This is a genomic window from Lentzea sp. NPDC003310 (assembly GCF_040610935.1).
GTDB lineage: Bacteria > Actinomycetota > Actinomycetes > Mycobacteriales > Pseudonocardiaceae > Lentzea.
This window is the reverse complement of sequence record NZ_JBEXNC010000002.1, coordinates 462,100-479,153: the sequence shown is the minus strand read 5'-3', so window position 1 is coordinate 479,153 and position 17,054 is coordinate 462,100. Positions and strand designations below refer to the sequence as shown.

13 protein-coding genes are annotated in these 17,054 nt (G+C 70.4%); 3 read left to right on the top strand and 10 right to left on the bottom strand.

Annotated elements, in window-relative coordinates; all coding sequences use genetic code 11:
- Window positions 1-69 precede the first annotated feature (69 nt).
- Window positions 70-816, top strand: coding sequence for an IclR family transcriptional regulator (locus ABZX02_RS04825; RefSeq protein ID WP_355294842.1), 747 nt, complete (start codon window positions 70-72; stop codon window positions 814-816).
- A 419-nt stretch (window positions 817-1,235) separates the two neighbouring features.
- On the opposite strand, the gene ABZX02_RS04820 is transcribed toward ABZX02_RS04825, so the two are convergent.
- A complete protein-coding gene (locus ABZX02_RS04820) occupies window positions 1,236-2,309 on the bottom strand; it encodes an MBL fold metallo-hydrolase (protein ID WP_355294840.1) in 1,074 nt (357 codons plus the stop codon).
- Between the two features lie 129 nt (window positions 2,310-2,438).
- Window positions 2,439-5,816 (bottom strand): pyruvate carboxylase, encoded by a 3,378-nt coding sequence (locus ABZX02_RS04815; RefSeq protein WP_355294838.1) that lies wholly within the window; start codon window positions 5,814-5,816, stop codon window positions 2,439-2,441.
- A 319-nt stretch (window positions 5,817-6,135) separates the two neighbouring features.
- On the opposite strand from ABZX02_RS04815, the gene ABZX02_RS04810 reads away from it, so the two are divergent.
- Window positions 6,136-7,416 carry a hypothetical protein gene (locus ABZX02_RS04810; RefSeq protein WP_355294836.1) on the top strand — a complete coding sequence of 427 codons (1,281 nt, stop codon included), beginning with the start codon at window positions 6,136-6,138 and terminating at the stop codon, window positions 7,414-7,416.
- A 6-nt stretch (window positions 7,417-7,422) separates the two neighbouring features.
- Here ABZX02_RS04810 and ABZX02_RS04805 read toward each other — a convergent pair whose 3' ends face one another.
- The 3 genes from ABZX02_RS04805 to ABZX02_RS04795 form a co-directional block, all read right to left on the bottom strand.
- The gene (locus ABZX02_RS04805) at window positions 7,423-8,547 is read right to left on the bottom strand and encodes a sialidase family protein (RefSeq protein WP_355294834.1); all 1,125 of its coding nucleotides are present in this window, start codon (window positions 8,545-8,547) and stop codon (window positions 7,423-7,425) included.
- Window positions 8,548-8,964: 417 nt separating this feature from the next.
- The gene (gene recG / locus ABZX02_RS04800) at window positions 8,965-11,124 is read right to left on the bottom strand and encodes an ATP-dependent DNA helicase RecG (protein ID WP_355294832.1); all 2,160 of its coding nucleotides are present in this window, start codon (window positions 11,122-11,124) and stop codon (window positions 8,965-8,967) included.
- 14 nt (window positions 11,125-11,138) lie between these two features.
- The gene (locus tag ABZX02_RS04795; protein WP_355294830.1) at window positions 11,139-12,749 is read right to left on the bottom strand and encodes a DAK2 domain-containing protein; all 1,611 of its coding nucleotides are present in this window, start codon (window positions 12,747-12,749) and stop codon (window positions 11,139-11,141) included.
- A 148-nt stretch (window positions 12,750-12,897) separates the two neighbouring features.
- Between ABZX02_RS04795 and rpmB the strand changes: the two genes are divergently transcribed.
- A complete protein-coding gene (rpmB, locus tag ABZX02_RS04790; protein ID WP_030467945.1) occupies window positions 12,898-13,089 on the top strand; it encodes a 50S ribosomal protein L28 in 192 nt (63 codons plus the stop codon).
- Window positions 13,090-13,108: 19 nt separating this feature from the next.
- On the opposite strand, the gene ABZX02_RS04785 is transcribed toward rpmB, so the two are convergent.
- From ABZX02_RS04785 to ABZX02_RS04765, 5 genes are read right to left on the bottom strand one after another with little or no spacing between them, the layout of a single operon-like run.
- Window positions 13,109-14,281 (bottom strand): MFS transporter, encoded by a 1,173-nt coding sequence (locus ABZX02_RS04785; protein WP_355295015.1) that lies wholly within the window; start codon window positions 14,279-14,281, stop codon window positions 13,109-13,111.
- 26 nt (window positions 14,282-14,307) lie between these two features.
- Window positions 14,308-14,982, bottom strand: a complete 675-nt coding sequence (locus tag ABZX02_RS04780) for a uracil-DNA glycosylase (RefSeq protein ID WP_355294828.1) — start codon at window positions 14,980-14,982, stop codon at window positions 14,308-14,310.
- Between the two features lie 20 nt (window positions 14,983-15,002).
- Complete coding sequence (locus tag ABZX02_RS04775) at window positions 15,003-15,524, bottom strand: gamma carbonic anhydrase family protein (RefSeq protein ID WP_355294827.1); 522 nt, start codon at window positions 15,522-15,524, stop codon at window positions 15,003-15,005.
- 10 nt (window positions 15,525-15,534) lie between these two features.
- Window positions 15,535-15,945 carry a GNAT family N-acetyltransferase gene (locus ABZX02_RS04770; RefSeq protein ID WP_355294825.1) on the bottom strand — a complete coding sequence of 137 codons (411 nt, stop codon included), beginning with the start codon at window positions 15,943-15,945 and terminating at the stop codon, window positions 15,535-15,537.
- A 56-nt stretch (window positions 15,946-16,001) separates the two neighbouring features.
- A complete protein-coding gene (locus tag ABZX02_RS04765; protein ID WP_355294823.1) occupies window positions 16,002-16,970 on the bottom strand; it encodes a thiamine-phosphate kinase in 969 nt (322 codons plus the stop codon).
- Window positions 16,971-17,054 lie beyond the last annotated feature (84 nt).

Here is a 17,054-nt window from a genome sequence, read left to right as displayed (position 1 = left end):
CACCTCTCTAGGTTTTGCTGTGTGGACTATAGTTTTTGCATTGCGGAACTGCAACGGGAGGAGCCGCACGTGTCCACAGGTGGCGTGCAGTCCCTGCAAAGAGCCTTCGACCTGCTAGAACGCCTGGCAGACGCAGGCGGCGAAGCATCGCTATCAGAGCTGGCGGCCACCTCCGGCCTACCACTCCCGACGATCCACCGCCTGATCCGCACCCTTGTCACGCTGGGCTATGTCCGCCAGAACAGCAACCGCCGCTACACCCTCGGCTCGCGCCTGATCCGCCTCGGCGAGACAGCCTCCCGCCAGTACGGCACCTGGGCCCGCCCACTCCTCTCCCAGTTGGTCGACTCGGTGGAGGAAACGGCAAACCTCGCCGTCCTGGACGGCGACGAGGTCGTCTACGTGGCACAGGTCCCGTCAAAGCACTCGATGCGCATGTTCACCGAGGTGGGCCGCCGCCTGCTCCCCCACGGCACAGGCGTGGGCAAGGCGATGCTGTCGCAACTCCCGCGCTCCGACGTCCGCGCCCTCCTGGACCGCACGGGCCTACCGGCCTACACGTCGAACACGATCACCGACGCCTCCCAGCTCCTGGACTCGCTGGACGAGATCGCAGACCGCGGCTACGCCCTGGACGAGTCGGAGCAGGAGCTGGGCGTGCGGTGCATCGCAGTCCCGGTGGTGGGCGGCCCGACGCTGGCAGCGGTGTCGGTGTCGGGCCCGGAGGGCCGACTCACCAAGGACGCGGTGAACCGCATCCTGCCGGAGGTGCTGGCGGTGGCGAAGAGGCTGGCAGACCAGGCAGCAACCACCTAGGACAGACGGCAGGACAGCGCGGTAGGACAGGGCGGCAAGCCCGCCCCACAGCGAAGCCGAAGGCGAGCAGTCTTTCCCCAAGACTCCAGGGCGGTGGGGTCCCATCACGAGTCGCGCCATAGCTCTTGCTGCACCTGAGGGGTGAGGTCAAGTCGACACGCTTTTCGTCGACTTGACCTCACCCCTCAGGTGTGGCCCGCTCTTGGCTCGGCTCGTGATGGGACCCCACCGCCAACGCAACCTTCTACGCAACAGGCAGCCGCTCTACGCAACAGGCGTGCCATCAGCCCACAGGCAGCGCTGGCCCCCTGATCAGATTGCCGGGGGTCTGGGGGCAGAGCCCCCAGGGGAAGCACGCAACAGGAACCCGCCAACGCAAAGGTCGAAACAACGAAACCGACGCGCCCCCAAGCGATCCATCAGGCGAGAGCCTGCCACCACCCGTCGACCTCACCTGGAGCCTGCACGTCGACCCGCTCACCAGGCCGAGGCACCGCCAGCCTCATCCCCCGAGCCTTCACCTCACGCCAAACGCGATCGATCGGCTCCCCCCAAGGATGCAGCGCCAGGTTGAACGTCGCCCAATGCACGGGGATCAACAACCCACCGCCGAGGTCCTCGAACGCCTGGACCCCTTCCTCCGGCATCATGTGAATATCCCGCCAGGCCTCGTTGTACGCCCCGACCTGCATCAGCACCGCGTCGAACGGACCGTGCCGCTCGCCGATCACGCGGTACCCCGGGAAGTACCCGGTGTCCCCGCTGTAGAACACCGCACGGTCCCCGCGCTTGATCACCCACGACGCCCACAGGGTCACGTTGCGCTGCACCGAACGCCCCGAGAAGTGCTGCGCCGCGGTGCAGGTGAGCGTGAACCCGTTCACCTCGAACGACTCGTCCCAGTCCAGTTCGACGACGCGCGAGGCCGGCACGTCCCACCGGGCCAGGTGCGCGCCGAGCCCCAAAGGCACGACGAACACCGCGGACGTGGTCGACGTCAGCGTCTGCACGGTGTCCATGTCGAGGTGGTCGTAGTGGTCGTGCGAGATCACCACGGCGCTGATGTCCGGCAAATCCGACAAACGATGCGGAACCGGGTGCAGGCGCTTGGGTCCCACGTGCGCGGAGGGCGAGACGCGGTCGCTCCACACGGGATCGACGAGCACGGCGGCGCCGTCGATCTCGATCAACGCGGACGCGTGGCCGTACCAGGTGACGTGCACGCCGGAGGTCACCGGCGCGGCCGGGCCGACCAGCGGCACGGCAACGGACGGGGTGCGGTCGGCGCCGCCGAAGACGAAGTCGCGCACCGAGAACGAGTCGCGGTCCGGGACCGTGCGGACTTCCTTGTCGTTGCGGAACTTGCCGTCGCGGTAGCGCGGTGAGCGCGACATGTGGACCGGGTCTGGCTTACCGCCCAGCTGCCTCGGCACGTCCTTCAGCGCCCACGCCACCCCTGCCAGGCCGAGCAGGCCGGCCAACGCCTTCTTCATGATGCGAAACCCTCTTCCCCTGACTCCCGTGCCCGGTGCAACGCAGGGAATCGTCGTGGAGTTCCGCGCCGTCCGCACAGCGGAGGGCCCCGGCCTGCGCGCAGACCGGGGCCCTCCACGACGGTCGAGCTACTCCAGCACGATCAGCAGGTCGCCGCCCTCGACCTGCTGCGCGCCGCGCAACGCCAGGCGCTGCACGACACCGGCCTTCGGGGCGGTGATCGCGGCCTCCATCTTCATGGCCTCGATCGTCGCGACGGTCTGACCGGCGTCGACGCTGTCGCCCTCGGCGACCACCGCGGTCACCACACCGGCGAACGGCGCCGCCACGTGGTTCGGGTTGGCCCGGTCGGCCTTCTCCGCGGCCGGGATGTCCGCGGCCACCGAGCGGTCACGGACCTGGATCGGGCGGAGCTGGCCGTTCAGCGTCGCCATGACCGTGCGGATGCCGCGCGCGTCGGCCTCGGAGATCGCCTCCAGGCCGATCAGCAGCCGGACGCCGGGCTCCAGGTCGACGGAGTACTCCTCGCCCGGACGCAGGCCGTAGAAGAAGTCCTTGGAGCGCAACACCGACGTGTCGCCATACGCCTCGCGGTGCGTGTTGAACTCCCTGGTGGGAGCCGGGAACAGCAGCCTGTTCAGCGTCGCCCTGCGCGCGTCGACCAGTCCGGCTTCGTCCTCCGGGGACAGCTCCTCGACGGGCTTCGGGGCCGGCCGGCCCTCCAGCGCCTTGCTGCGGAACGGCTCCGGCCAGCCGCCGGGCGGGTCGCCCAGCTCGCCGTGCAGGAAGCCGATCACCGACGCCGGGATGTCGAACTTGCCGGGGTTCTCCTCGAACTCCTTCGGCTCGACGCCCGCGCCCACGAGGTGCAGCGCGAGGTCACCGACGACCTTGGACGACGGCGTCACCTTCACGAGGTGGCCGAGCATGCGGTCGGCGGCCGCGTACATCGACTCGATCTCCTCGAACTTCTCGCCGAGGCCGAGCGCGACGGCCTGCGTGCGCAGGTTCGAGAGCTGTCCACCGGGGATCTCGTGGTGGTAGACGCGGCCGGTCGGGCCGGGGATGCCGGACTCGAACGGCGCGTAGATCTTGCGCACCGACTCCCAGTACGGCTCCAGGTCGCAGACGTTCTGCAGGTCGAGGCCGGTGGAGTGCTCGGTGTGGTCGGTCAGCGCCACGATCGACGACAGCGGCGGCTGCGACGTCGTGCCCGCCATCGACGCGGTCGCGCCGTCGATCGCGTCCACACCCGCCTGGATCGCCGCGAGGTACGTCGCCAGCTGGCCGCCCGCCGTGTCGTGCGTGTGCAGGTGGACCGGGAGGTCGAACTCCTTGCGCAGCGCGGAGATCAGGCGCGACGCGGCCGGCGCCCGCAGCAGGCCCGCCATGTCCTTGACGCACAGCACGTGCGCGCCCGCGCCGACGATCTGCTCCGCCAGCTTGAGGTAGTAGTCCAGTGTGTACAGACGTTCGTCCGGGTTGGACAGGTCGCTCGTGTAGCAGAGCGCGACCTCGGCGACGGCCGTCCCGGTCTCGCGCACGGCTTCGATCGCCGGGCGCATCTGCTCGACGTCGTTCAGCGCGTCGAAGATCCGGAAGATGTCGATGCCGGTCTTCGTCGCCTCCTCCACGAACGCCTTGGTGACCGCCTCGGGGTACGGTGTGTAGCCGACCGTGTTGCGGCCGCGCAGCAGCATCTGCAGGTTGATGTTCGGCACGGCCTCGCGCAGCGCGGCGAGCCGCTCCCACGGGTCCTCGGCGAGGAACCGCAGCGCCACGTCGTAGGTCGCGCCGCCCCAGCACTCCAGCGACAGCAGCTCGGGCGTCATGCGCGCGACGTGCGGCGCGACGGCGAGCAGGTCCTTGGTGCGCACGCGGGTCGCGAGCAGCGACTGGTGGGCGTCGCGGAACGTCGTGTCGGTGACGCCGACGGCCTTGCTCTCCCGCATCCACCGCGCGAAGCCCTCGGGGCCGAGCTCGACGAGCTTCTGCTTGGACCCGTCGCGCGGGACGGCGTTGAGGTCCACGACCGGCAGCTTCTCGCGCGGGTCGACCGCGGTCGGCCGGGTGCCGTTGGGGTGGTTGACCGTGACGTCCGCGAGGTAGGTCAGCAGGCGCGTGCCGCGGTCGGCCGAGTGGCGCGCGGTCAGCAGGTGCGGGCGCTTCTCGATGAACGACGTGGTGACGCGGCCCTCGTAGAAGTCGGCGTCGTCGAGCACGGCCTGGATGAACGGGATGTTCGTGGACACACCGCGGATGCGGAACTCCGCGATCGCACGGCGTGCACGGGCGACGGCGAGCGAGAACGTGCGGCCACGACACGTGAGCTTCACGAGCATCGAGTCGAAGTGCGGGCTGATCGCCATGCCCGCGCCCGCCGTGCCGCCGTCGAGGCGGATGCCGGACCCACCCGGCGAGCGGTAGGCGCTGATGGTGCCGGTGTCCGGGCGGAAGCCGTTGGCCGGGTCCTCGGTGGTGATGCGGCACTGCAGGGCCGCGCCGCGCAGCTGGACGGTGTCCTGGGACAGGCCCAGGTCCTCCAGCGTCTCGCCGGACGCGATGCGCATCTGGGACTGCACCAGGTCGACGTCCGTCACCTCTTCCGTGACGGTGTGCTCGACCTGGATGCGCGGGTTCATCTCGATGAAGACGTAGTGACCTTCGGGGTCGAGAAGGAACTCCACGGTGCCGGCGTTGCGGTAGCCGATGTGCTTCGCGAACTTCACGGCGTCGGCGCAGATGCGGTCGCGCAGCTCGGGCGCGAGGTTCGGCGCGGGCGCGATCTCGATGACCTTCTGGTGGCGCCGCTGCACGGAGCAGTCGCGCTCGAAGAGGTGGATCACGTTGCCCTGGCCGTCGGCGAGGATCTGCACCTCGATGTGGCGCGGTTCGACCACGGCCTGCTCGAGGAACACGGTCGGGTCGCCGAACGCGGACTCGGCCTCGCGCGACGCCGCCTCCAGCGCCTCGCGCAGCGCGGCCGGGTCGTCGACCTTGCGCATGCCGCGGCCGCCACCACCGGCGACGGCCTTCACGAAGACCGGGAAGCGCATGGTCTCCGAGGCGGCCAGCAGCGCGTCGATGTCGGACGACGGCTCGCTCGACTCCAGCACGGGCAGCCCGGCCTCGCGGGCGGCGGCGATGGCGCGCGCCTTGTTGCCCGTCAGCTCGAGGACCTCGGCCACGGGGCCGATGAAGGTGAGACCCGCCTCACGGCAGGCCATCGCGAGCTCCGGGTTCTCGGAGAGGAACCCGTACCCGGGGTAGATCGCGTCGGCACCGGCCTTGCGGGCGGCCTTGATGATCTCGTCGACGGAGAGGTAGGCGCGGACGGGATGTCCGGGCTCGCCGATCTCGTACGACTCGTCCGCCTTCAGGCGGTGCAGCGAGTTTCGGTCCTCGTGAGGGAAGACGGCGACCGTTCCCGCGCCCAGTTCGTAGGCGGCGCGGAACGCGCGAATCGCGATCTCGCCGCGGTTGGCGACAAGAACCTTGCGGAACATCCGTGCCCTCCCGGTGTTACTCGGCAGTCATCAGTCGAGGCACGTTACCGTGCGACTCTTGCCTGTTGGGAGGACTGTCTCACGTGATGGGTGTCATCCTGATCGGTCTTGCAGGCGATGATTCTCGCGTTTCGGGAGCAAAGTGGATAGCCACCACCCGGTCAGACTGCGGCCGGTAGTGGGTTTAACCAGATCGAGTGACGATCTTGACGACTATCTCGGTAGGGTGAGCCATATGGCCGGGGCTGATGGAGCCGGGCAGCCTACTGCCCGCACACCGCATTTCGACGTTGTCCTCCGTGGTTACAACCAGCGACAGGTGAACGAACGCGTCACCCGCCTGGAGTTCGATCTCAAGAACTCCAACCGCGCTCGTGACGCGGCCGCGGCGCAGGTGGGTGAGCTCACCAAACTCCTCAACGCGATGCGCGCGGACCTCGACAAGACCAAGATCCAGCTCCAGAACCTCGCCAGCAGCCCGGTGAGCGCCTCGAACGTCACCGAGCGCGTCCGCGTGATGATGAGCCTGGCCGAGGAAGAGATCGCGGACATCCGCAAGGACGCCCTCGACAAGGCCGCCGCGACGCGCGGCGAGGCGGAGAAGTGGGCGGCCGGCCAGCGCGACGCCCACCAGCGGCTGCTCGCCGAGACCGAGGCGCGCCGCAAGCAGCTCGAGGTCAACTACCAGCAGCGCCACGCGGAGCTCGACCAGCAGGTCGCCGCCCGCAGGTCCGAACTGGAGTCCGAGCACGCCGCGCTGCAGGCGAAGCTCGCCACCGAGCACGAGGCCCTGGTCGCCGACGTGCGCGCGAACGGTGAGCGCGTCGCCGCCGAGTTCGAGAAGAAGTCGGCCGACCTGGACGCCCACCGAGTCGAGCTGGACGCGAAGTACAAGGCGTACCACGACGAGCTGGACAAGGAGTACGACGGTCTGAAGGCGACGCTGACCGCCGAGCACCAGAAGGTGCTGGCGGACGCGCGCACCGAGGCCGAGAAGATCGTCACCGACGCCGAGGCCGAGCGGACCGCCGCGTTGGAGAAGCTCACCGGCGAGCTCCAGGCCAAGCACGACGAGGCCGCGAAGGTCCTCACCGAGCTCGAGACCGAGACGCTCGCGCGGGCCGAGAAGACCACCGCCGACGCGTCCGCCCAGGCCGTGGCCCTGGTCAGCGCCGCGGAGGAGAAGGCGGCGACGACGCTGCGCGAGGCCGAGGACAAGGCCACCGCGACCGTCACCACCGCCGACCAGAGGGCCGCGACGACGATCCGCGAGGCCGACGAGAAGGCGACCGCGCTCGTCCGCGACGCCGAGGCCCGCACGTCGGCGCTGGTCTGCGAGGCCGAGGAGAGGTCCGCCGCGGCCGTCGCCGAGGCCGACCAGCGCGCGGCCGCCGCGTCCGAGAAGGAGGCGTCGCTGCGGTCGGCGCACGACAACCTCGCGACGCAGTTCCACGCCGCGCAGGCCGCGGTGGACGCGGCGATGTCGGTGCTCAAGCCGTTGGAGGAGGGTGGCGCCGACGAGGACGCCCCCACCACTGCCCCTGGTGTGGCCGGGGAGCAGAAGACCGAGCAGCTGCCGAAGCCGCGCCGGCAGGACTGACAGGGCTCAGCCGGGGAACGGCGGCAGGCTGCTCGTGGCCCAGCTCGTGTGGCAGCTGCCGTTCCCCGCGAAGTCGCTCGCGAACCCGACGAACTCGCGCCCGTCGAGCGACGCCACCCCGCTCGGGTGGTAGTTCGGGCAGTTCTCGTCACGCGCGCTCGGCACCGGGACCGGCGCGGGGACCTCGTACCACCCGTCCCTGCCGCCGTTCTCGGACACGAAGACCGTCCGGCCGTTGCCGGGGTCGACCTTGCCGTCGGCGGACATCAGCACCTGTCCCATGAGGATCACCCGCCCTCGTGACGTGCCGTTGGGCGCGAGGGCGATCGAAGGCGTGTGCGCGAAGTACTTGCCGTCCGCGGTCGTGGGCCGCGTGCCGTGCCACGTGGGATCACCCCAGCCGACCCCGTCCCGCGAGCTGCGGTGGTAGGCCTCGCAGAAGTACTGGCCCGGCTGCGAGCAGATCTCGTACATCATGTAGAACTCACCCGTCGGCAACCGCTTGACCTGCGGCATCCCGGGCCGCAACGCCCCGTTCGCGACGGCGACGACCCTCTCCCGCCCGGACCAGATCACACCGTCGCCGGACACGGTCCGCCCGATGTACCGGCTGTGCCTCGGATGCGTCTCGTCGGCGAAGTAGCAGTTCAGCCGCCCGTGCGCGTCCACGGACAGGTCCGGCTCCCACAGCCCGCCACCGGGCATGGCCCGCGCGCACTCGGACAGGTACCGCCACGTCTCGCCGGCGTCGTCGCTGCGCCAGATCCGCGCCTTCAGCCCCTCCTGCCGCAACCCGACCGACCCGGCCCACAACACCGTGCCGGCGGGCATCTCGCCGACCTGCTGCGGCAGCTCGTAGAGGTGGCCGCAGCACGTCGCGTGGGCGCTCACCTCGTCGGTGAAGGCGCCGACCTGGCGGAACTTCTTGCCGGACTTGTTCGCGCGCAGGACGTTCACGACGTGGAAGCCGTGCAGCGCCACGAGGATCGAGCCGCGCTCGGGGCCGTGTTCCAGCCGGATGGCGTGGGGGTAGCGGGACTCCTGGCCGGCGAGCAGGACCGGGGCGGCGTGGGCCGGGGTGGAGGTGAGGGTGAGAAGGGTGACGAGGGCGAAGATGATCATGCGACGCACTCGGGGAACGTACCCAGACGTTTGGGCGCTATCGACCTGCCACGCGCACACCTTCAGGTGAAGGCGGACGGGGTGAAGTCGGTGAACGGGGGCGGTGAACGGGGGCGGTGGGGTGAGCGGCGGCGGTGGGGTGAGCGGCGGCGGTGGGGGTGGTCGGCGGACGAGGCGAAGCGGGTGGAGTGGGGTGGGTGCCGCCTCGACGAGTCCGGTGGGCTGGGTGGCAGCCGACGCGTCCCGCGCACCGGTCAACCCGCCACCTCCGGCTGGCCCCATCGACCAGCGCACCGCACCGCCGGCCCCAGCCTCACCGACCAGCGCGCCACATCGCCGACCCCGGCCCACCAACCAGCGCCCTCACCGCCCCAGCCCCAACGACCAGCGCGGCGACCTGCACCCCGTTCCCGGCGGCGCCCGGCCCTACGTCTTCTCCAGGAACTCCGCGCTCTCCTCCGTCAGCAGCGTCGCCACCATCCCCGCCAGCCCGGGGTGCTTCTCCAGGTCCGGATCCGCGTCCACCACCTGCTGCGCCGCCGTCCGCGCGTCCGCGATGATGTCCTCGTCCCGCAGCAGCGACAGCATCTTCAGGCCCGACCGCTTGCCCGACTGCGCGGCGCCGAGGATGTCGCCCTCGCGGCGGAGTTCGAGGTCGAGCTGGGCCAGCTCGAAGCCGTCCAGAGTGGACTCGACGGCGCGCAGGCGTTCCATCGTGGCCGTCATCTCCGGCATCTCCGTGACCAGCAGGCACAGGCCCGGCGCGCTGCCCCGGCCCACGCGGCCGCGGAGCTGGTGGAGCTGGGAGACGCCGAAGCGGTCGGCGTCCATGATGGCCATGACCGTGGCGTTCGGGACGTTGACGCCCACCTCGATGACCGTGGTGGCCACCAGGACGTGCACCTCGTTGGCGGAGAAGGCGCGCATCACGGCGTCCTTGTCCTCCGGGGGCATGCGGCCGTGCAGGATCTCGATGCGCAGGCCGCGCAACGGGCCCGCGGCGAGCATGTTCGCCACGTCGATCACGGACAGGGCCGGGCGCTTGTCGTCGTCGCCCTCGGACTTCGCCGGTTCCTCGTCGCCGATGCGCGGGCAGACGAAGTACGCCTGGTGGCCTGCCGCCACCTCCTCGCGCACGCGGGCGAAAGCGCGGTCGAGCCACGCCGGCTTCTCGCGGACGGGGACGACCGACGTCTTGATCGGCGAGCGGCCGCCGGGGAGCTCGCGCAGGGCGGAGACCTCCAGGTCGCCGTAGACCGTCATGGCCACCGTGCGCGGGATCGGGGTCGCCGTCATCACCAGGACGTGCGGGTTCTCGCGTTCGCCGCGGGCCGAGAGGGCTGCTCGCTGTTCCACGCCGAAGCGGTGCTGTTCGTCGACCACGACCAGGCCGAGGGAGTGGAACTCCACCTTGTCCTGGATGATCGCGTGCGTGCCGACGACGATGCCGGCCTCGCCGGTCACGATGTCGAGCAGCGCCTGGCGCCGCTGGGCCGTGTTCATCGACCCGGTCAGCAGCGTGACGCGCGTCGCGTTCTCCGCGCCGCCCAGCTGGCCCGCTTGGGCGAGGTCGCCGAGCATCTCGGCCAACGAGCGGGCGTGTTGTGCCGCAAGGACTTCCGTCGGTGCGAGCATCGCCGACTGACGGCCCGCGTCGACGGCCTGGAGCATTGCCCGCAACGCCACCATTGTCTTCCCCGACCCGACCTCGCCCTGCAGCAACCGGTTCATCGGCACGACCGACTCGAGGTCCGCCGCGATCTGCGACCCGACCTCCACCTGGCCCGCCGTCAGCGTGAACGGCAGCCGCTCGTCGAACGCGTCGAGGATGCCGCCGGACTTGCGCGCGCACGACGGCGCGGGGCGGGCGGTCGAGGCCTTGCGGCGCTGCGCCAGGGCCAGCTGCACGGCCAGCGCCTCGTCCCACTTCAGGCGTTGCTGCGCCACGGCGATCTGCGCCCAGCTGTCCGGGCGGTGGATCGACCGCAGCGCCTCCTCCAGGCCGATCAGGCCCTGCTCGGCGCGGAAGTCGGCGGGCAGCGGGTCCTCCGGCACGCCGTCCCAGATCTCCAGGAGCTGCTTCACGCAGTTCGCGATGTTCCACGTGTTGATGTGCTGCGACGCCGGGTAGACCGGCAGGAACGCCTGCAGGAACGACGACCCGTCCTGCTCGGCGGTGAGGACCTCGAACGCCGGGTGCACCAGCTGCAGGTTCTGCCGGTAGCGGCCGACCTTGCCGGCGAACAGGGCGCGCGTGCCCGGCAGCAGCTCCTGCTCGGCGACGAACGCCGGCTTGCCGAAGAACACCAGGTGCAGCTCGGAGGTGCCGTCGGTGATCACGGCCTCGGTCATCTGGCCGCGGCGCGCCTTCATCTGGCGCTTCTGGCACTTGCGGACCTCGGCCTGCACCGTGACGTGCTCGTCGATCTCCAGCGAGCGGATGTCCGTCAGCTTCCCGCGCTCGTCGTACCGGCGCGGGTAGTGGCGCAGCAGGTCACCGACCGTCGTGAGGCCGAGGCCGGTCTCCAGTGCGTCGGCGGTCTTCTTGCCGAGCAACGGCTGCAGCTTGTCGTCGAAGGAGATCATCGCGTCCCATTCAACTACTCGACACCGACAAAAATCAGCGCGTCCGGCTGTCCGCCCGGATACGCCGTCACCTCGACCTCCGGATGGGTGACGCGGAGGTGATCTTCCAGCACGTCGACCAGCGCATCCGGGGCGTCGGCGCCCAGCAGCAACGTCACCAGCTCGCCGCCGCCCGCCAGCATGCGGTCGACCAGGCGGCAGGCCAGGTCCAGCACCGACTCCGGCGCCGCGGGACCCGGCTCGATCAGCACGACCTCGCCGTCCAGCATGCCCAGCAGGTCGCCTGGCTGGCAGCGGCCCACCCACGTCAACGCCTCGTCGGCGGCGATCGAGAGCTCGCCACGGCGCGTGGCGGCGGCGGCCTCGGCCATGGCGACAACGTCGTCACCCGCGCGCCTAGATGAGTCGTGCACTGCCAACGCCGCGAGAGCCTGCACGGGCGAGAACGTCGGCACCACCACTACGTCCTGCCCTGCGGCCTGTGCGTACGCCACGGCCTCGTCGAGGACCTCACGGATGTCCGGGTCGCCCGGCAGGACGGCGACGTGACGCGCGCGCGTCGACACGATGGCCGACAACAGGTCCGTGGGCGTCGCAGAAGTAGAAGCGAGGTCGAACACCGTGGCGCCCTCTGCGCGAAACAGGTCCACGGCGCCGCTTACCACCACCACGATCGCGCGGTCGCGCACGAACCGTGAGGCCTGCGCCGCGATCTGGTCGGCGAACCTCGCCACCGTGATGCGGTGCGGACGGCCGGCGCGCACACCTGACTCGATGGCCGCGCCGATGTCGTTGCAGTGGACGTGAACGGTCCACAGCGAGACGCCGTCGCCCACGACCGAGACGCAGTCGCCCAGCCCGTTCAACGTGGCGCGCAGCTCGGCGACCGACTCCTCCGAGGTGCCGTCGAGCAGGTACATGACCTCGTACTCGAACTCCGAGGACCCGCCCTCGCGCTCGGTCGTCAGCGACTCCGGCGTGCGCGGCAGCAGGGGCGCGTCTATCGGGGTGTCCACGCTCTGGCCGGTGATCACGGCGGCCAGTGTGTCCAACAACACAACAAGGCCGCGTCCGCCCGCGTCGACCACGCCGGCCTTGGCCAGCACGGCGAGCTGGCGGGGCGTGTCGGCCAGCGCCACGGCACCCGCGCGCGACGCCGCCACGACCACGTCGTCCAGCTCGTCCGACGTGCAGTCGCGGGCGGCCTCGGACGCCGCGTGCAGCACCGACAGGACCGTGCCGGGAACGGGCTTGGACACGGCGGCCGTCGCCAGCTCGTCGGCGCGGTGCAGGCCCTTGCGCAGCGCGGAGCCGGTGACCAGCGAGACCTCCTGCACGGTCTCCGCGAGGCCCCTGAGCACCTGCGACAGGATCACGCCGGAGTTGCCGCGCGCCCCGGCCAGCGCGCCGCGGGCGAGCGCCGACAGCGCGTCCCCCACCGTCGACATGGGCGAGCGCAGCAGCGCGTCGAGCGCCGACTGCATCGTGTGCAGCAGGTTCGTACCTGTGTCACCATCCGGGACGGGGAAGACGTTGATCTGGTCGATCGACTCCCGGTTGGCGTCCAACGACCGCACGCAGGCGTCCGCCCACCGGCGCACCGCGACCGCATCCATGACCTGCATGGCGGCGAGACTATCCACCCGGTTTGGTCGCGGGAGAGCCCACCGGCTACCCTGATTGGGTTGCCGTGCCCGGTTGAGGCTTGTGCACGCTTGCGCGCCCACCGGGACGCATGACTTACCGCTTGAGGAACCTGAAGGAGTGGCTGACGTGGCTGCCGTGTGCGACGTCTGTGGCAAGGGGCCGGGCTTCGGCCATTCGGTTTCGCACTCCCAGCGGAAGACGAACCGCCGCTGGAACCCGAACATCCAGTCTGTGCGCGCGAAGGTCTCGGCCTCGCAGCGCCAGCGGATCAACGTGTGCACGTCCTGCCTGAAGGCCGGCAAGGTCGTGCGCGGCTGATCACCGCCACAGTTCGTTTCTAGTTCGAGAAGAGCCCGGCTCCGGCCGGGCTCTTCTCGCGTTTCAGGGCCCGGCGCACGAACACCAGGCACACGACGCCGACGAGCACCGCGACCGCACCACCGCTCGCGAACACCGCCTGCGGCCCCAGGACGAGCAGCAGTCCGCCGGCCGCCGCCGTGCCGAGCAGGTTCGCGGCCGTGATCATCGCCCCGGCGGCGGCGAACGCCCGTCCGCGCACCTCCTCGGGAGTGCGCAACCGCACCACGGCGGTCAGGGTCACGTTGCCAACGCCGCTGGAGATCCCGCCGATCAGCCAGCCGATCCCCGCCGCCACGACGAACGGGAACACCGCCGGCACCACCGCGGCGACGCCGGAGGTGATGCCGGAGATCGCGAGCGCGTGAACCACCTCTGCGAGGGTCCGCAGGCGCGCGACCAGTCGGTTGCCCAGCAGGATGCCCGCCATCCAGCACGCCTGCATCGCGCCGAGAACGAACTCGTCACCGTGCAGCACGTACCGCACGAACGCGGGAGCAGCCACGTTGATCACCACGACGACGCCCGCGAACGTCAGCCCGGTGATCGCCGCGAACAGCACGGGATCACGGCGCACGTGCCGGATCCCCGCGAGCGCACTGGGCCGCTCCGCGTGCTCACCAGTCGGCCGGCGCTCCGCCCGCACGAACGCCAGCAGCGCCGCGTAGGCGAGGAAGGTCGCACCGTCGACCAGCAACGCGGCCGGGTGCCCGAAGAAACCGGCGAGCACCGCTCCACCGGTGGCGCCGGCGATGTTCCCGACACTGCGAGCGGTGCCGAACAGTGCGTAGGCGCGGGTGGACTGCTCTTCTCCGGCCATGTGCGGCACGAGAGCCGAGATGCAGGGCTGGGCGACGGCACGGCCGCAGCCGGAGAGAAGAACCAGCGCCACCACGAAGACAGGTCGCCCCATCAACGGCGCGACGGCCGCGATCGCGACGCCCTGGAACAGCAACGCGGCGATCAGCAGGCGGCGGTTGGGAAGGCGGTCGACGAGCGCGCCGGCGAGAGGTGCACCGAGCACGAACGGCAGCAAAGCGGCGACCAGGACGGCGGCGACCAGCAACGGGCTGATGGGCGTCGCCCAGAACAGCAACACCAGCAACGACAACGCGTTGCCGAACTCGCTGACGGCCGCACCCGCGGCCGTCAGCGTCAGATCACGGCGGACGTGAGCAACTACGGGAGCTTCCAGTCGATCGGCGACGCGCCCTGCTTCTCCAGCAGTTCGTTGGCGCGGCTGAACGGCTTCGAGCCGAAGAACCCGGAGTGCGCCGACAGCGGCGACGGGTGCGCGGACTCGATGGCGGGCAACGGCTCCAGCAACGGACGCAGGTTGCGCGCGTTGCGGCCCCACAGGATCGAGACCAGCGGTGCGTCGCGGGCGGCGAGCGCCTTGATCGCCTGCTCGGTGACGGCCTCCCAGCCCTTGCCCTGGTGGGAGTTCGCCTTGCCGGGCTGCACGGTCAACGCCCTGTTGAGCAGCAGCACACCGCGCTCGGACCACGGGGTGAGGTCGCCGTTGGACGGGATCGGGTGTCCCAGGTCCTCGGCGTACTCCTTGTAGATGTTGATGAGCGACTTGGGGATGGGCCGGACGTCGGGGGCCACCGAGAACGACAGGCCGACCGCGTGGCCGGGCGTCGGGTACGGGTCCTGGCCGACGATCAGCACCTTCACCTGGTGGAACGGCTGCTGGAACGCGCGCAGCACGTTCTCGCCCGCGGGTAGGTAGGTGCGGCCGGCGGCGACCTCCGCGCGCAGGAACTCACCCATGGCGGCGATCTGGTCAGCGACGGGGGCGAGAGCGTCAGCCCAACCGGCTTCGACAACTTCGTTGAGGGGACGAGCCACGGCTGTGAACCCTATCTCACCTAATCGAGGCGGCGGAGCTTCTCCCGGTACAAAGCGATGTTCTGAACGTATTTCTCCACGATGAATGCCCAGGCCTGTTCGGGCACAACGTGTCCGGCGCGTTCGCGGGCCGGAACGCCCAGCACCATCGTGCGTTCGCGGACGTGGCCGTCGAACGAGACCACCGCGCCGGCGCCCACGATCGCGCCCTTCTCCACGATGGAACCGTTGAGCACCACCGAACCCGAGGCGATCAGGCAGTCGTCCGCGACGGTCGCGCCCTCGATGTGGACGTTGTGGCCGATGACGCACGACGACCCGATGTGCACCGGGTGGACCTCGGTGCAGTGGACGACCGTGCCGTCCTGGATCGACGTGCGCTCGTCGACGACGATGCGCCCGTAGTCGCCGCGCAGCACCGCTTGCGGCCACACCGACGAGTACGCGCCGATCCGCACGTCGCCGATCACCGTGGCGTCCGGGTGCACGTACGCCTCCGGGTGGATCTGCGGCGTGTAGTCACCGAGCGCGTAAATGGCCATGCGCCCGAACCTACAACGACTTCCCGAAGCAGCGGCTCTCCGGGTGGTCGCGGTAGACGCCGAAGTTGAGGATCGCCTCGTAGCCGCTGGAGGTGTACAGGCTGATCGCCTCGGGCTGGCGGGTGCCGGTCTCCAGCACCATCCGCTCCAGTCCCGCCTCGCGCGCGGTGACCTCGAGGTGCGCGAGCACGAGCCGGGAGAGGCCCTTGCCGCGCGCCGAGTCGACCACGTACATGCGCTTGATCTCGGCGGCGCCCGCGAGCTCGTCGTTCACCCGCCAGCCGCCGCACGCGACGGGCACGCCGTCGAGGTAGCCGATGACGAAGTAGCCGAGCGGCGCGGCGAACTGCGCCGGGTCGACCGGCGTCACGTCCACGTCGCCGTAGCGCTCGACATAGACCTGCTGGAGGTCGTCGATCATCTTGACCGAGTCTGGATGGTCATACGCGCGCGTGCATAGTTCCACGAACGTGAAGTCTACGCGCGCCAGTGCTCCCAGCCAGGAGGTTTTTCGTAGACCCTGCCGTCGACCGTGACACCTTCGCCCGCGCGCACCGTGCCGATGGTCGTCCAGTTCGGCGGCACCGCCTTGGGGCCGGGGAACGTCGCGGCGAGCGCGTGGTCCTCGCCGCCGGTCAGCGCCCAGTGCCGGGCGTCGCCGCCGAGCGCCGACGCGACGTCGAGCAGGCGCGGGTGCAGCGGCAGCAGTTCGGTCCGGACGTCGATCGCGACGCCGGACGAGTCCGCGATGTGGCCGAGGTCCTGCAGCAGACCGTCGGAGACGTCGATCATCGACGTGGCGCCCGCCTCCGCGGCCTTCGGACCCTCCTCGTACGGCGGCTCGGGCGAACGCTGGGCGTTCACGATGCCGACCGGCGAGCGGAAGCCGCGGCCGAGCACGGCAAGTCCCGCGGCGGCCCAGCCGAGCCGTCCGGTGACCGCCACGACGTCCCCGACGAGCGCGCCGGACCTCGTGATCGGCTCGAGTCCGTTCATGTCACCCATTGCGGTGATGGAGATCACCAGCGTGGCGGAGCTGACCATGTCGCCGCCGACGATGCCCGCGCCGGCCTTCGCCGCCTCGTCCCAGAGGCCCGCCATGATCCCCTCGACGACCGACGCCGGGGTGTCCGCGGGACATGCGAAACCGACGAGCAGAGCGGACGGCAACGCTCCCATCGCGACGACGTCGGCGAGGTTCACGGCGGCCGCTTTTCGGCCCACCTGCTCGGGACTGGACCAGTCGAGTCTGAAGTGGACACCCTCGACGAGCACGTCCATCGAGGCGACGACCCGTCCGTCCGGGACGGCGACGACGGCCGCGTCGTCACCGGGACCGAGGATGGTCGTCTCCGGTTGCGCCCGACCGCGCGTCACCCGGTGGATGAGATGGAACTCACCCACATCGGCGACCGTCTCCGCGTCGCGCGGCGGCTCCGGACGCAAAGTTGCCTCCCAATCTGAGCATTCGGAACCCCAACTGGGGTACGTTGCGTGACACGTTCCTACCTCGACCCAACCTGTCGCGAC

Coding starts and splice junctions, on each gene's coding strand:
- ABZX02_RS04795 (WP_355294830.1), bottom strand. CDS start 12,749: ATGCAGGTCATGGATGCGGTCGCGGTGCGCCGGTGGGCGGACGCCTGC.
- ABZX02_RS04770 (WP_355294825.1), bottom strand. CDS start 15,945: ATGATCGACGACCTCCAGCAGGTCTATGTCGAGCGCTACGGCGACGTG.
- recG (WP_355294832.1), bottom strand. CDS start 11,124: ATGATCTCCTTCGACGACAAGCTGCAGCCGTTGCTCGGCAAGAAGACC.
- ABZX02_RS04815 (WP_355294838.1), bottom strand. CDS start 5,816: ATGTTCCGCAAGGTTCTTGTCGCCAACCGCGGCGAGATCGCGATTCGC.
- ABZX02_RS04775 (WP_355294827.1), bottom strand. CDS start 15,524: ATGGCCATTTACGCGCTCGGTGACTACACGCCGCAGATCCACCCGGAG.
- ABZX02_RS04820 (WP_355294840.1), bottom strand. CDS start 2,309: ATGAAGAAGGCGTTGGCCGGCCTGCTCGGCCTGGCAGGGGTGGCGTGG.